At 52.1% G+C, this 14,585-nt stretch carries 13 protein-coding genes; 3 read left to right on the top strand and 10 right to left on the bottom strand.

From position 1 onward, the window contains the following. Window positions 1–3 precede the first annotated feature (3 nt). Window positions 4–651: a peptidylprolyl isomerase gene (locus VE954_RS04575; RefSeq protein WP_324950130.1), complete on the top strand. Its 648-nt coding sequence runs from the start codon at window positions 4–6 to the stop codon at window positions 649–651. A 6-nt stretch (window positions 652–657) separates the two neighbouring features. Here VE954_RS04575 and VE954_RS04570 read toward each other — a convergent pair whose 3' ends face one another. From VE954_RS04570 to VE954_RS04550, 5 genes are all read right to left on the bottom strand, one after another. Further along, window positions 658–3,309, bottom strand: a complete 2,652-nt coding sequence (locus VE954_RS04570; protein WP_324950128.1) for a leucine-rich repeat domain-containing protein — start codon at window positions 3,307–3,309, stop codon at window positions 658–660. Between the two features lie 437 nt (window positions 3,310–3,746). Beyond that, the gene (locus VE954_RS04565) at window positions 3,747–4,043 is read right to left on the bottom strand and encodes a hypothetical protein (protein ID WP_324950126.1); all 297 of its coding nucleotides are present in this window, start codon (window positions 4,041–4,043) and stop codon (window positions 3,747–3,749) included. Between the two features lie 75 nt (window positions 4,044–4,118). After that, complete coding sequence (locus VE954_RS04560; RefSeq protein ID WP_324950124.1) at window positions 4,119–4,913, bottom strand: ABC transporter permease; 795 nt, start codon at window positions 4,911–4,913, stop codon at window positions 4,119–4,121. A 3-nt stretch (window positions 4,914–4,916) separates the two neighbouring features. Further along, window positions 4,917–5,717 (bottom strand): ABC transporter permease, encoded by an 801-nt coding sequence (locus VE954_RS04555; protein ID WP_324950122.1) that lies wholly within the window; start codon window positions 5,715–5,717, stop codon window positions 4,917–4,919. Continuing rightward, window positions 5,704–6,711 carry an ABC transporter ATP-binding protein gene (locus VE954_RS04550; protein WP_324950120.1) on the bottom strand — a complete coding sequence of 336 codons (1,008 nt, stop codon included), beginning with the start codon at window positions 6,709–6,711 and terminating at the stop codon, window positions 5,704–5,706. Before VE954_RS04550 ends, VE954_RS04555 begins: the two co-directional genes overlap by 14 nt. Before the next feature lie 255 nt (window positions 6,712–6,966). Here VE954_RS04550 and VE954_RS04545 point away from each other — a divergent pair, with 255 nt between their 5' ends. Beyond that, complete coding sequence (locus VE954_RS04545; protein ID WP_324950118.1) at window positions 6,967–8,400, top strand: SDR family NAD(P)-dependent oxidoreductase; 1,434 nt, start codon at window positions 6,967–6,969, stop codon at window positions 8,398–8,400. On the opposite strand, the gene VE954_RS04540 is transcribed toward VE954_RS04545, so the two are convergent. Next, on the bottom strand, window positions 8,385–8,807 hold the full coding sequence (locus VE954_RS04540) for an RDD family protein (RefSeq protein WP_324950116.1): 423 nt from the start codon (window positions 8,805–8,807) through the stop codon (window positions 8,385–8,387). The two genes, VE954_RS04545 and VE954_RS04540, sit on opposite strands and share 16 nt — an antisense overlap. Before the next feature lie 73 nt (window positions 8,808–8,880). Next, on the bottom strand, window positions 8,881–9,900 hold the full coding sequence (locus VE954_RS04535) for an alkaline phosphatase D family protein (protein WP_324950114.1): 1,020 nt from the start codon (window positions 9,898–9,900) through the stop codon (window positions 8,881–8,883). Between the two features lie 149 nt (window positions 9,901–10,049). Between VE954_RS04535 and VE954_RS04530 the strand changes: the two genes are divergently transcribed. Further along, window positions 10,050–11,225 carry an acyl-CoA dehydrogenase family protein gene (locus VE954_RS04530; protein WP_324950112.1) on the top strand — a complete coding sequence of 392 codons (1,176 nt, stop codon included), beginning with the start codon at window positions 10,050–10,052 and terminating at the stop codon, window positions 11,223–11,225. Here VE954_RS04530 and VE954_RS04525 read toward each other — a convergent pair. The 3 genes from VE954_RS04525 to VE954_RS04515 all read right to left on the bottom strand — a co-directional run bounded on the left by VE954_RS04525 (window position 11,222) and on the right by VE954_RS04515 (window position 14,443). Then, entirely contained in the window at window positions 11,222–11,989 is a 768-nt protein-coding gene (locus tag VE954_RS04525; RefSeq protein ID WP_324950110.1) for an RES family NAD+ phosphorylase, read from the bottom strand. The two genes, VE954_RS04530 and VE954_RS04525, sit on opposite strands and share 4 nt — an antisense overlap. Continuing rightward, entirely contained in the window at window positions 11,949–12,335 is a 387-nt protein-coding gene (locus VE954_RS04520; protein ID WP_324950108.1) for an MbcA/ParS/Xre antitoxin family protein, read from the bottom strand. Before VE954_RS04520 ends, VE954_RS04525 begins: the two co-directional genes overlap by 41 nt. 128 nt (window positions 12,336–12,463) lie before the next feature. Then, window positions 12,464–14,443 carry a 7TM diverse intracellular signaling domain-containing protein gene (locus tag VE954_RS04515; RefSeq protein ID WP_324950106.1) on the bottom strand — a complete coding sequence of 660 codons (1,980 nt, stop codon included), beginning with the start codon at window positions 14,441–14,443 and terminating at the stop codon, window positions 12,464–12,466. Window positions 14,444–14,585: the final 142 nt, after the last annotated feature.

The raw sequence follows: 14,585 nt of genomic DNA, 5'->3' as shown, positions 1-14,585 counted from the left end.
GTGATGCTGATTTCACGTTGTTTTGCTTTGAGTTTAGGTTTAGCTGCGGCTTTGCCTGCGTTGTCGGCTTCGCCGAAGAAGGATGCTCCGAACCCTGCTGCAACCGCCGAAGCCACGGCCAAGGAAACAGCCGGGCCGGAAGTTACCCAAAAATGTTTCTTTGATATAGAGATTGACGGGAATAAAGCTGGACAGATCGTCATCGGAGTCTTTGGAAAAGATACCCCAAAAACTTCAGAAAATTTTATGAGGATCTGTATAGGAGACAAGGAAGTTAACGGCAAGAAATTGACTTACACAGGCAACAAGTTCCACCGTATCATTCCAAAATTTATGCTGCAGGGCGGAGATATCACCAACGGTGACGGTACGGGTGGGATGTCGATCTACGGCGCCAAGTTCGCCGATGAAAACTTCAAATTAAAACACGAAGGTCCCGGCTACCTGAGTATGGCCAACGCCGGTCCAAATACCAACGGCTCTCAATTCTTCATTACGACCGTGAAAACCCCATGGCTAGACGGTCGTCATGTTGTGTTCGGCAAAATCGTGAACGGTATGGATGTTGTGGAGAAGATTGAAGCGGTAGGCTCGGACAGCGGAAAATCCAGCAAAGTTGTCACCATCTCCAAAAGTGGAGAAAAAAAGTAATACTGATCAAAACGGCAGCGGCCCAAGAGGTGTCGCAAAAGGCAGCTGCAGATTTCTACAGTATTCGCGAAGCCCCTTTGGGGCTTCCATTGATTCTGGACAGGTCTGCTCATCCAAAAAATTTCCGCGCATTCTGTCTGCATTCTTGATTAATCGAAGGCTTTTTAGATTTAGAAGAGGTTCCAGAGTATTAAATGTCCAATTTCCAGCAAAATCTATTTCCTCCAAATTTTTAAATTTATCTATACCGGCTAGATGTGCTATATTGGCAGTGTCTTTTAGAGTTAAACTCTTGACCGATGGCAGGTCAGGAAAGTTTTCCAGGCTCGAGAGGAAGGTCGATAAAGATAGGTATTCCAGATCGACAAGGTTCTTCAGCCAGCTTACATCTCTTGCCCCGGCACCTAACGTCACTTCACGTGCAGCAAGAATTTTTTCACCAAGCACTGCAGTTTCATTTGGGCTACTACCCTCGCTGTCGACATTTAAGTAAAGTACGTCAGCATTCATAAATTTTGGCAAAAGTCTCAAACTGTCAATATTCACAAAAATTGCAACGAAATCCAAGGGGCGTACAATGATATGTTGAGCATCCTTGATCGTCGTTTCGTTCAAGTCTAATTCCAATCTTTTTAGATACGGCATATTCGATAGAAAATCCAGGCTGATGGGACCGTAGGAGTAGATTGCTAGGTCTTCTATATTCTTTGGAAGGTAATCCTCAAGATTTTGTTGTTTTGGATTGATGTCTACCGAAAGAATACGCAGGCTAGGAACCTTCTGCATCCAAAAAATATCTGATGGAGGCAAAACCTGATCGGCTACCGGTATGGTTTGATAGAAAAAGTTTTCAAGATAAGGGAGTTGTGGCAAGTCATTCAAATCCAGTACGTTCGACTTATCAAAAAGTCGCAAATATTTCAAATTCGGAGAATTATGAAGCCCCTTTAGATTGCCGAGTGCCAAGTCCTGCGTATCCAAAATAAAAAGGGAAGGTAAAAGGGGAAGCGATTCAAAAGTATCTAAGTTCCCTTGCAGAGTAAGTTTCTCGAGGCTGGAAAATTGCTCCAGCCAGCTAAGGTCTAGCATTTCATAGTTGAGATATTTCAGCGACTTTATCTGATTTAATTTCGGAAGAATGCCCAAGAAAGGTATCCCCGTATTTGATTCAAGAGTAAGCTCGTGCAGTGCCGACATTGTCTGCAGGTTATTAAGATTTAAAAGCGGCAAAAATTTTAGAGTAAGGGTTCTTAAACTCTGAATTTCTGGAAAATCTGCTTTACCCAAGTTTTCCACAAAGTTCAATTCGAGTTCTTCCAAGCCTGGGAATTGTTGAAGAGACTCTAAGCCAACAAGTTCAGAAACAGACAAAATTGACAGAAACTGCAGATTTGCATTAGGTAATTTTGACAAATCAACTCGGTCTCCGCCTTCTATATAAAGCCGTTTCAACCCAGTAAACTTCGCAAGGATTTGCGTATGCTCTGCAGATATTTTAAGTTCTTCAACACTCCCCATCACTGGCAACTGATCAACATTGGAAATAGGAGATAGTCGAATATCCAGTTTCTTCAGCTGTCTAAATCGGGCGACTGATGCGATGTCAAATCGGCCGCTATTGCGTGAGATCTTAAGACTCTCCAAATTAGGTAGTTCTCGAACCGAGGCTAATGAAGACAGCTTATTGCCGCGTAAATCCAGATGTTGCATATTCTCCAAGCCGGAAAAAATTTCTGCATCGATCAAGCTCTTATAGGAGAAATCCAGGCTTGTCTGATTTCTTAGGAATTCCTCGATACGCTCGCAGTCTTTCCTCACAAAAAACTGACTCAAAGCTATAACACTGGCATGCGAAGGTGAATCCTCACAGTAATACCGAAAACTCTTAGCAACACAGTTTTCCCCGTCCATGCGATAATGCACAGGATCCTGCCTGCACCTTTTTTCTTGCTCGGTCAATGGACCTCGCAGAGATATCGAGTGAACCGGCATCTTATTCCGACTCGATTGAGCTACAACGTTTTCGACAATATCATCGAAGAAATTTCCATGGGCATCCTGGATTTTTAATTTTCCGGCACTTGATAAGGACAGCACAAAACACTGCCGCTCGTTAACTTCAAGGGGGAAACTGGCAAAGTCTGATTCGACTGAAACGTTAGCCTTGACGCCCTCAGCCACATTCATTTTAAGAACGCTGCTTTTCGCATCTGAATTACCAGTGTTGGGCAACAAACCACAAAGAGGAAAAGCTTGACAGTGGCGTCCACACTCTTTCAACTCAGCATTAGAAAGAATGGACTCAGACAGGTTCGGAACGAATTCCGCGGCTTCACGGTTCTGTACAATGACAGAGACCCGCCGTACTCCTTCCAAATCAGCACGCTCGAACATAAGACAGTTTTTAGGGCTTAGGTTGAAGTCAAGAGGCACGGAACGATCGGTGGTTTGCAGTACTGTGTAGGCTTGAACGTCGTTTTTGTCTGAAATTGTTCTAGTTGAATTGAGCTTCAAGATATACACACTCTCGAAAGAGTAGTTCTTAGGAACACCGCATTCCAGGGCTAAGGCATTAATTTGATTCTGCCAGCGTTTGCCTGTGCAACTCATGAACACGACAGAGATCATCATGAGAACAATGCCCAATTTTGACTTCATATACCCGCCCATTGGCAAATGACCACGTCAAATCGAGCTTTGATAGCACAATATGCTTAATTTGATAAAGTACTAAATTTAGATTAGTTTTTTCTAAAAACATTTTTGCTTAGATAAAAAGACAAAAATGTCCAGGTAGGCCGCTTATTCGGACAACCCCGGTCAAAGAAGTCTCCAATCAATGGAATTTCTCCTATCCCTTCTTACGCCTTGGGTTGCCGTCTGAAGCAATCGTAAGCCATTCCGAGCGGGATCGACATTGCCAAAGCCTGGGCATGCCCGAGCGTTGCACAATGAATCCTAAGACAGGGAAGATGACCTATCACAAGTGACCCCGGTAAAGTGAAAATGCCGGGTGATGATAGTAAAAGCGGGCGACGTGGCTAGCTAAATTTTAGGCGGGATGCCTGTGGGTGAAAACCGCACAGGCGGAAGGATTATTCAAGAAACCGCAATCCGTACCGCACAACCTTATCATCCAGGATCCTCTCCCAGACCACTTCGGCTTTCAGTGGGGCCATCTTGCCAACTTTAAAACGGTAAACCGTCCCTTTGACCAAACCTACCGTACGCAGGCAGGCAATCCCGAAACCGCCCATAGGGGATTCCTCGACCAGAAGCGCCACATCCTGGAATTGAAACTCCGTACTTTGTGGATTTTTATCGATCTGCACGAAATCCCCACTATCGGGTTCAAAGCGGATGTACTTGCGTTTGTCATTGTGGTCTTGCATGCAGCCCCCTTCTGGTCTTTCTCCTTTCATTATATCAGCAAAGGGGGCCATCAGGAGAAGACGGGGGATGCAAACCTAACTGGAGGCGGATTCATAACTGCGAAGACCCAGGCGCCAGACCAGGCGAATGGCACCCCACAACAAAAAGAGCAGCAGGAGCATCCAGGCCAGTCCGGTCGCATGTTCCTCTGGATTGAGCAGAGCCTTCACCGGAGCACTCCCCACGAGCAGGACTGGAATGACCAAACTAAAAAACCGCCGCGCCACCCCTCGGTAGACAAAGTCCGGCCAGCGCGAAATATTCTGCAGCTGCATCCTCAGAAAATTGATCCCAAAGGCCTCAACCGTCCAGAACATCAGCATGGAAATCAGAATTTCCACCGAAACGAGAAACATCAGCGAAAACACAATCAGAAACGGCACACTCACCCACTGCCAGGTCCCCAGTTCCACCGCACGTCCAAAATGAATCAAAAAGGCCCAAGGCGTCACAAAATTAATCATGGTGGCGGGGCGTATATACCTGAAAAATATGGAAAATAAGGTATTCAAGGGCCGCAAGAGCACAAAATCCAGCTTCCCCGTCCGCAGGTCAAAGGAGAAGTTCCAGAAACTCTCACTGATAAAGGTCATATGCAAATGATCGACGGCCAGCATAAAGGCGGTAAAGAACATAAACTCATCCCGCCCCCACGGACCGATCGACTGCACATGATCGAAAATAAACGACACCGACCCGAGACTGCTCAAATAAAACAGCTGGTCCATGACAATCAGCAGGACAAAGTGCAGACGATAGCTGCTCGCCTCGGCAAAGGCGTTGGCCAGAAACTCCCGATAGACACCCCAGTACCGCACGAGCCAAGACATCGTTTACATCCCCGCTGCCGTATAAAGTCGCAGTCCCCGCCGCCACACCACATAGGACAGAGCACTCACCAGGGCCAGCCAGGCACTCACGGTCAGGACTCCGTTCCAGAGCGGCTCCGTCCAGGTGCCCATAAAAATCTTCACCGGCACATAGGTCAAATAAGGAAAGGGGGTCCATTGCAGAAACCCGAGCAACCATTCCGGGTAGATCTCCAAAGGCAGGATCGCCCCCGACATAAACTGAGCAATGGTTACAAACATGACCCGCAGCACCCAGGTCTCCTCCAGCCAGAAGGCAGCCAGTCCCAGGACAAAGCTCACCTGGTACCAGAAAAGCCCCATCAGCATGGAAAAGCCGATCCCTTGGGCGAGCCCCCACCAATCCCAGACCCCGAGCATGCCGGTCAGCCGCAGAATCAGCAGAGTCACCAATGCCACCAGGAGCTGGATCATCTGAAAGGCGATAAACCCGGCCGTATGAAACTGCCAAAAACCAAAGGGATAGACGAGATAACTCGAAATTCTCCCGAGCCGGATATCCTCCGCCAGATTCATATTCTGAAACCCCTGGGCTAAAAACCCGACGATCATCCCCCAGACCTGGTAATGCAGCATGGCCTGCAGATCGTAACCCTGGATGGTGTCCACCCCTTCGAGGGCATAGATGGAGCGCCAGAGGTTATACTTCACAAAAAAGAACACCAGGGTGGGTCCGATCACCAGCAGGAGAAAGTTCAATTTATAGGCAAGCTGCCGACTCCAGCTGATACGTATGGTCGCCAGCCATTTCCTAAGTTCGGCCAAGGGCGGCCTCCCCTTTGAGGAGTTGCGGATTGGCCAGCAGGGCATTCATCACCCGTTCAATAGGGAGCTGTTCCATACTGAAATCGATCACCGGATAATTCTGCAGAATCGCCACGGCGGCTTCGCGCAGATGCTTTTCAGGAATGCGCAGGTCCACCCGGGTATGGGTCTCATTCCACTGCGGATCCCAAGCCTCAAACCTCGCGTCCGGCAACACGTTCTGCTCAAAACTCACGCGCACATATTTCTCGCGCCCCAGGATTCCGGAAAACTCCTGGATGGACCCATCGAATCGCTTGGTTCCGTCCAGCACCAGAACGATCCGATCGCAGAGCGCGTCCACATCGGCCATGTAATGGGAAGTCAGGATTACGGTGGTCTTGTGCTGGGTTTGCCAGGAGGCAATGAAATCGCGCATGTTGCGCTGGGCCACCAGATCAAGCCCAATGGTGGGCTCATCCAGAAACAGGACTTCGGGCTGGTGCAGGAGACAGGCGATCAGCTCCATCTTCATGCGCTCCCCCAGGGACAGCTTCCGTACATGAACCTTCAGCATGGGCTCGACCGCCATCAGAGCGGCCAGCTCCGCGAGTCGTTTTTTAAAATCCCTTTCGGGGATCTCATAGTATTTTTGCAGGAGCAGAAAGGAATCCATGGCCGGGATATCCCACCAGAGCTGCGACTTCTGGCCCATGACCAAGGCGATTTTTTTCCGAAAGGCCTGTTCCCTTTGAAAGGGCACGTGACCGGCGACTTTGATCCGCCCCTGACTCGGGACGATGATACCGGCGAACATTTTCATCAGCGTGGTTTTACCAGCGCCGTTGGGTCCGAGCAGACCGACCATTTCCCCTCGATCGACCTGCAGGTCGAAGCCGTGCACGGCCGCGCGCGTGTCATAGCTTCGCCGGATAAAAGACCGCAAGGAACCCATGAAGCCGGGGTCCTTTCGATAGACACGGAATTCTTTTCGCAGCTCCTGGCATTCGATCATGATGTCCTCAACCCTGGGTCAACGGAGGGGAAGATTAACAGGGACGGTTTGGAAAGGCGACCTTTGATCGTGCGCGGAAACCTTTCGAGAGGGAGCAGAGCCCGGGCTTCAGTCGGTTTCGTCGTGCAGACAATGCTGCTTTGCCACGCCCCTAATGATGAACCAGAGCGGCCCTTGGAGTTTTTACGAGCCTGGAATCAGGGTATCTTTTCCTTGAGGTTGCGCTAGAATCGGCTGAGAGCAGGGAGGATTCCGATGAGCAGCATTACCTTTGAGCAGTCCCTTGAGATCCAGCGTCCCCTATCCTTTGTGTACGCTTACCTCAGTGACTTCAGCAACACCGCCTCGTGGGACCCAAGTGTGATCCAGGCGCAGAAGACAACTCCCGGACCACTCCAGGTTGGAACGCACTTTGACATTCAGGTGAAGTTTGCGTGGACTCAGCTGAGTCTGAACTACCACATTACGGAAATGCACAAGGACCGTTACCTTGAGCTCAAGGGGATGGCGGATAACTACAGTCTGGTGGATCGCATTCGCTTTGAAGGGGATGACACCCGCTGCACGATTCATTATCAGATCGATGTCTATTATCAGGATCCGATGTCGAAACTGGCGCCAATCCTCTCCCCTCTTGTCAAAGCCAATGCCGGGCATGCTCTGAAAACATTAAAGCGGACCCTCGAAGGTGCGGCCACCGACTGGCAGCCTACGGCCTGGACGAAACTTGCGGATCACATGGTGCTGCCCGGACTTTTTAAATTCACCCGCCGGGGTTTTATTGCCGGCAAAAGTCGATGGACGGGGATTGCGACCGATCTTTCCAGCAAAAACATTCTGATTACCGGGGCTACCTCGGGCATTGGTGCGGCGGCGGCGAGGAGTCTCGGTCGACTCGGGGCGAATCTGATTGTCGTGGCGCGTAATGAAAAGAAGGCTCAGCATTTTAGTGAGCTGCTGGTCAGCGAGGGCTGTAAGGCGCCACGGATTGAAATCGCTGATCTGAGTCTGATGCAGGATGTGCAGAATCTGATCACGAGGCTTTTGAAACGTGGTGAGCCCATTCATGTGCTGATCAATAACGCCGGCGCGCTTTTCAATCAGCGTGTGGTGACCGCCGAGGGGGTGGAGCAGTCGTTTGCCACGCTGCTGCTGGCGCCTTATATGCTGACCGAAGGCCTAAGGCCTCTCCTGGAAAAAGCCGGTCAGGCGCGGGTGATCAATGTGACATCGGGGGGCATGTACACGCAGCCCGTGGTTCTGAATGATCTCGAATTTGAACATGAGGATTATAACGGCAGCAAAGCCTATGCCCGGGCCAAGCGTGGGCTGGTGGATATAACCGAACTCTGGGCTCAGGAGTGGAAGGCAGCTGGGATTACGGTGCACAGCATGCACCCGGGCTGGGCGGATACGCCGGCGGTCTCGCATTCCCTGCCGAAGTTCTATGAAAAGACCAAACCCTGGCTCAGGACTCCCGAGCAGGGTGCGGATACCATTGTCTGGCTGGCTGCGACCCCTGAGGCGGTGGAGACGACCGGACTCTTTTGGCTGGACCGGACACCGCACAGCACCGCCATCTTTCCTAAAACGCGAAGTCGCCCGGAAACCCAGGCGGAGCTGCGTACCAAACTCAATACCTATGTGCAGAGATTTCGGACCGGTGAGGCTGGTCAGGAGCGGGCGTAAATCACGCGGGTCGAGGTGATGATATCGTGCACGGATTGGCCCGAGCCACCCATCATCGAGATAAAGGCCACGACCCCCAAAGCCACTTTGATCAAGCATCGGGCCTGTGCCTGGGCAAAGTTCGGATTTTGGCCCCGGGCATCAACCACCTGCAGGCCGAATACCCTATGACCCAGAGTACGCCCCCAGATGGCGACCTGAGCCGCCTCAAAAAAGATAATAAAGGCGATCACAAGGACAGCTGTGAGTTCCGGGATTTTGATCAAGCCCGTGACCTTGTTTAGAATCGGAGGCAGGGTCCAGGCCAGCACAATGTAGATCAATAGATCAAGCAAAGTAGCCTTCAGTCGGCTGGCGAAGTCAGCAAAATCATGGATCGAAACGGGTGAAACGCAAGCCTGTGTCATGGTCAATCCCCTTTGAATCCAATGTTCACGGGGATGATGACGAAGCAGCCGTCCCTTTTATTGCAAAGTCCGTTCAGAAAGCAAAGTTCGTCGCCAGGGAGTGGTACACCTCCGAACGCTCCGCAGACTGCAGACGCAGCTGGACGTCTGGCCCGCTCGATGTCCAATCAATGTTGATCAATCCAAAATGCTTGCGCCCCACCGGCTCGCCCTGCCTTTCCTTGCTGGGAAGTTTGATCCCGATCGCATGAGTCAGTCCACTGGCCATCACTTCATAAACGGGTTTGCCGTTCGGCAAAATGATGCGATAGAGCTCACCCATGTGGCGGTCGCCGCTCATCAGGACGCAGGGCTTGTCGATGGAGGCGAGCAGATTATAGAGCCTCTGTTTTTCAGCGGGAAAAGCCTGCCACCCTTCAAGGCTGGCAAAGACCACAGGCGAGCAGACGTTCAGACTGGAACCGATCAAAATAAGGTCGGCGGTACTGGACCGGATTTCGTCCTCCAGAAACTGCCATTGCAGTTCGCCGAGCAGGGATTTTTGGTTTTTGTTTCGGTCTTGGAAATAGCGCAGATCCAATAGAATGATCTGGGTGCGTTGACCGACTGGCCCGAAACCATAGCTCTGAAAAACGCCGGGCCTGGCCCACACGGGATGATCCCAGGCGGTATCCATGAATTCCAGCATCAGCTCCTTGCTGCCATCCTTGTCCGCATAACTGCCGTCTGCATTTTCATTGTAGTAGTCATGATCATCCCACGTGCCAATGACGGGAACCTGGTCGATGAACTTTTTATAGTCGGGATTGTTCTTGAGCGATTGGTACCTGTCCCGTCTCTGATCCAGCGTGGCTCGATCCGCATAGATGTTATCGCCGAGCCAGATCCAGAGCTGGGGATTTTCACGGGCGATCCAGGACCAGTGACTTTGGTTTTTGGTTTGATCGTTACAGGAACCAAAGGCGATCCGGCGCAAGGGTTCCTCGCTGAGGACATTGAGACGGTCACTGACAGATGAAGCCAGGAGGGATTTTGGGAACAAGGGGGCCGCGGCCGCCATCAGGCCAAGACGAACGAAGAGTCTTCGGTCCATGTGATTACCCATTGTCTTTGTTAAGATATTCTGTCGGTATTGAAACATAAGAACAAAAAAACGGAATAAAATTTTTATGAGTTCCGCGTGAAATGCCCGCCTGAGGATGATAAACCGGGAGGTGGAACAACAGCCTGGAGGAGTTCACCGTGGCCTACCCACACTGCAGTCCTTACCCTGATCTCTACGCGATCGATGCCCTGCTCACGGACGAGCAGAAGCTGGCGGCGCTCACCCTTCGCAATTTCCTGGTCCGTGAGGCCGAGCCGCTGATCCCGGAGCATTTTGAAAAAGAGGACTTTCCCACCGCACTGATCCCACAACTTGGGGAACTGGGTGTACTGGGCGCCAACCTGAGCGGCTATGGTCTGCCGGGTATGGATAACATCGCCTATGGTCTGGTGATGAAGGAACTCGAACGCTGTGATTCCGGACTGCGAAGCTTTGCGTCCGTTCAGGGTGCTTTGGTGATGTATCCGATTCATGCCTATGGGAGTGAGGAGCAAAAACAGGAATGGCTCCCGAAACTCGGACGCGGCGAAGCGGTCGGTTGCTTTGGTTTGACCGAAGCGGATGGCGGTTCGGATCCAGGCGCGATGAAAACGCGAGCCGAGGACAAAGGCGATCATTGGCTGTTGTCCGGAGCGAAGATGTGGATCACCAACGGAAACCTGGCCCAGGTGGCTGTGGTCTGGGCCAAGACGCCCGACGGGATCAAGGGTTTTGTCGTGCCGACCGGGACGCGGGGTGTGACCGTGAAAAAGATGCGGGGGAAAATGTCCCTGCGGGCTTCGGTGACCTCAGAACTTTACTTTGATCATGTGAAGCTCCCAAAATCCGCCGTGCTGCCCAAGGCGGATGGCCTGAAAGCGGCGCTGGGTTGCCTGACCCAGGCCCGCTATGGCATCGCGTGGGGCGCGATCGGAGCGGCCGAGTCCTGTTTTGATGAGGTGGTCGCCTATACCAAGGATCGTATCCTCTTCGAAAAACCGCTGGCGAGTTTTCAACTCGTCCAGAAAAAACTGGCGACCATCGCCACCGAGATTACCCAGGCACAGCTTCTGGCCTTGCGTTTGGGGCAGCTGAAGGATGAAGGCAAAATGCATTTTGCGCAGGTGAGCATGGCCAAGCAGGCCAATGTGGAGATGGCGCTTCGTAATGCCAGGATCTGCCGGGATATGCTGGGCGCCAACGGCATCATGCTGGAGTACAAATCCATGCGGCATATGTGCAATCTGGAAAGTGTGTCCACGTACGAGGGAACGAATGATATTCATTCCCTGATCGTGGGGGCCCAGATTACGGGGATTCCAGCGTTCAGTTAAAGGGCCGGCATCGGCAGGCGGTCGTCGACCATGAATTCGCCCATCGCAAATTCCATGTTCCGCTCCTGCCCCGGGACGGCCCGATAAAAACGCATGTGCCCGCGGGTCTCAAAGGAATGCCAGAGCATCTGCTGCTTGGGTTCGACCGACGCGAAAACCGAGGGATGAAAGAGGCCGATGTTGCGTCCGCGGTTTTTATCGCGGGCGGAACCAAAGACAAAGGCGTCAACGCCATCGGCTCGCATCGCGCCGCCGAGCTGCTGGGTGTCGCGGTAGTCGACTTTGGATTCGATGATCGGCTGATAGTCGGCAAAGGCGCGTCCGCTCAGGTCGACCGCCTGGTTGGCTTTCACCGAGGCGCAGAAGGCGGTGTATTTGTTCTCGATGGAATCCTGAAAGGGAACCGTCATCCCTTCATGAAAGACAAAACGATAATAAGCCTTTTCCGCCAGGGCCGTTTCCACGGCTTCGGAACCGTACCAGATGCTGACTTCCAGACGCGTGCCGAAGCGCGATCCATTCCGTAAGGGCGGATAGCGAAACGGGGTCCATAGGAGGTAATGCAAAGTTTTCTGATAAGGGGGATAGGGAAAGGCCGGCTTGCGGTCTTCCAGGATATCCTCCAGGAGAGCCTGCTCAGCAGCATTGCCGGTCAGTTTCATGGTGGAGCAGCGACTTTGGTCTTCAACAATTCGCCAGGCATTCAGGGTCAGGCTAGCAACCCTAGATTTTCCCCCGCATAGCGTCCAGATAGGCGCAGACATGACTTAACCCTTCCACTGATTTAACCAACTCCGCGGGAACCATCTCACCCATATGCCGGTTGCTGGTATGAAACCAGTGCCGGATCGCCTGTTCCTTGCCGCCCACGATCGCATCGAGGCTACGGAAGGCCCGAATCAGCATCACAGCCAGCTCGCCTTCCTTGCTACGCTCCCGGATGGTCCGGGCGCCCTGGAAGGTGCGGCTCATGGTGGCTTCGCTCTCGCCGATAATCTGGGACAAATCATTCTGACTTAATGCAAGGATTCCGGCAGCTTTCAGAACAGCCTGCGTCAGGATCCGGTCTCTTTCTTTTTGATTGATGGAGGGAGCTGTAATATTTGGCATAATCCCATCCTTTCAAATGAAAGATACCACACCTTTTCTTTCAATTGCAAGTATCGGCAGAAACAGATCCGGGCTTGAGGGTTCACCCTCAGTTATAACCGTTGGGGATGACAGCATAAAGGGAAAAGTCAGGCAAGCTGCTTCGGGAGGGCCTTCTGGCCAGGGGCGGCCCCTGCAATCCGGATCAGGAGCACGGTCACGTCATCCTCGGGCGCGCGGTCCTTCCAGATCGCCTGGGCTCGCGTGAGGATGGACTGCAGATTATCACCCGCCCGTTTGGAGTGATCGAGGAGGGTCTCGACCCTGTGCATGGGAAAGAGCTCGCCGTTAGGCCCGCTGTTTTCCACCAGCCCGTCGGAATGAAGAAGGAGGGTGTCCCCCACCTGAAACTTAAAAGACAGGACATGAAAGCGGGCTTCCACCGACTGCAGCCCCAGAATCGAGCCACGACGGAAAATGGGTGCGAGACGTTCCCGAGTCAAAAGGTAGGACGCGTGATGCCCGCAGTTCACGTAGTACCCCTGCAGCCGCACCAGATCGATCACAAACACACTCATGGTCATCAGCCGATCATTCGACGTCGCCGTACGATAAAGGAGCTGATTGAATGTTTCCGCGAGTTTCGCCAGCGACGTTTCCATCTGGTCCGGTGCCCAGTCGAGGTTATGCACCGATGCTTCCAGAGCCCCGCAGGCAAATGCCGTCATCATCGAGGATGATAGTCCGTGACCGGTGACGTCGCCCAAAGCGAACACTGTGAAATTTTGTTCGGGTCGATCGACAATGCTAAACCAATCGCCCCCGGTAAGTTCCGCCGAACGGTAATACGACGCCACTTCCAGGATTGAGGATCGCACATGCCTCGACACCAGGGATTCCTGAATGATGCGCGCCGACTCCATGGAACCGATCAATTTTGAGGTTTCAATTTCCGAGGCGATCAGCGCCTGCCGAATTCCCTCAAACTTATAGCCCATCGCGATCGACACCAACACCATCTCCACCGCGGATCCGGCGAGCATACCCCATTGGGTCAGCATGCCCTCGTCCATGAGGCCGAGATAACCCATGATCGTAAAACTGTCGCCGATAAGAAACAGCAGCCAGGCTGCTAAAAAGAAAATAGCGGGCTTGTAGCCGCGGCGACTCATAACATACGAGGTGTAGACCATCCAAAAGGCCATGCAAATATTGGTTACGAAACCGATGGCAATGGCGCTACCGAGATGAACAAGCGTGAGGACGGCGGCGAACAAAGAAGCCTTCTCGAACCAGCCGATGATCGCCGCGACCCGCGGCATATTGAGTTTGAGGTCCAGAAAAATACCGACGAAGCGATAAACAAAGAAGACACTCAGATAAGCGGAGATCATCGATAATTCATCATTCATCCAAGGATGATCGAAGACGTACTGAAACCAGAGCCCATTGACGCTGGCCTGGAATACGACATAAAGCAGGCCGTAAACGGCGTAATAAAGATACGAAGAATCCTTGAGCAAAAAATACAGCATGATATTGTAGAGAGGCATAATCAACAAACAGCCCAGCAACAAACCAAAGACCAGCTTCTCCACTTCGCGGGTCTGGTTGAAGGCCACCTCGCTCGATAAGAAAAGACGCGAGGATAAAAGATCATTGGTGTGATAGCGCATATAAAGCGTGCTGTCGCCGGGTGGCAGAGTCACGTCAAAGACCGGATAGCGATAGGGGATGGGACGCATGCGGAGCGGAATGGAGTCGCCGGATTTTTGCTGCGCGATCACCTGATCCCCGTGCAGCACCTGAAATTCAAGGGAGTTGGTCTGCGGCCAGCGATCCTCGATTAAAATATCAAGCGGCCCGGATGTGCTGTTGTGGAGTTGCACGCGCACCCACAGGGCATCGTGGCTCAGCCCCAGCATGGGTCGTGGCAAAGGCCTCCAGTTGACCCGATTCTCCTGGAGAATGTCGGACAGGGCGAGTTTTTGGGTGGTGTCGCGATAAAAATCCTCGTAACCGCGCAAAGCGATACTCTCGCGGACCGGCCCGTCGAGCCTAACGGTCTTCGCGTGCAGAGGGCCGCCAAGGCCCCAGAGGATGATGAGAGCGAGCAGCCAACGCATCATAAGTGTCCTGCTGGAATAATAGCAGTCATCGGCAGGACTTGCGGGAAACTGAGTAGAAAAATGATGCAAAAGGATGAGTGTCGAAAGTCTTGACAGATCAAGGGGTTGGCGCTATCGCGCAAGTGAAGGAAACCAACTGCCT

It is taken from the genome of Oligoflexus sp. (genome assembly GCF_035638955.1).
In the GTDB taxonomy this organism is placed as follows: Bacteria; Bdellovibrionota_B; Oligoflexia; order Oligoflexales; family Oligoflexaceae; genus Oligoflexus.
This window is presented reverse-complemented; position numbering and strand designations above follow the sequence as displayed.

Coding starts and splice junctions, on each gene's coding strand:
- VE954_RS04520 (WP_324950108.1), bottom strand. CDS start 12,335: ATGCCAAATATTACAGCTCCCTCCATCAATCAAAAAGAAAGAGACCGG.
- VE954_RS04565 (WP_324950126.1), bottom strand. CDS start 4,043: ATGCAAGACCACAATGACAAACGCAAGTACATCCGCTTTGAACCCGAT.
- VE954_RS04525 (WP_324950110.1), bottom strand. CDS start 11,989: ATGTCTGCGCCTATCTGGACGCTATGCGGGGGAAAATCTAGGGTTGCT.
- VE954_RS04550 (WP_324950120.1), bottom strand. CDS start 6,711: ATGATCGAATGCCAGGAGCTGCGAAAAGAATTCCGTGTCTATCGAAAG.
- VE954_RS04535 (WP_324950114.1), bottom strand. CDS start 9,900: ATGGACCGAAGACTCTTCGTTCGTCTTGGCCTGATGGCGGCCGCGGCC.
- VE954_RS04540 (WP_324950116.1), bottom strand. CDS start 8,807: ATGACACAGGCTTGCGTTTCACCCGTTTCGATCCATGATTTTGCTGAC.
- VE954_RS04570 (WP_324950128.1), bottom strand. CDS start 3,309: ATGAAGTCAAAATTGGGCATTGTTCTCATGATGATCTCTGTCGTGTTC.
- VE954_RS04545 (WP_324950118.1), top strand. CDS start 6,967: ATGAGCAGCATTACCTTTGAGCAGTCCCTTGAGATCCAGCGTCCCCTA.
- VE954_RS04575 (WP_324950130.1), top strand. CDS start 4: ATGCTGATTTCACGTTGTTTTGCTTTGAGTTTAGGTTTAGCTGCGGCT.
- VE954_RS04515 (WP_324950106.1), bottom strand. CDS start 14,443: ATGATGCGTTGGCTGCTCGCTCTCATCATCCTCTGGGGCCTTGGCGGC.
- VE954_RS04560 (WP_324950124.1), bottom strand. CDS start 4,913: ATGTCTTGGCTCGTGCGGTACTGGGGTGTCTATCGGGAGTTTCTGGCC.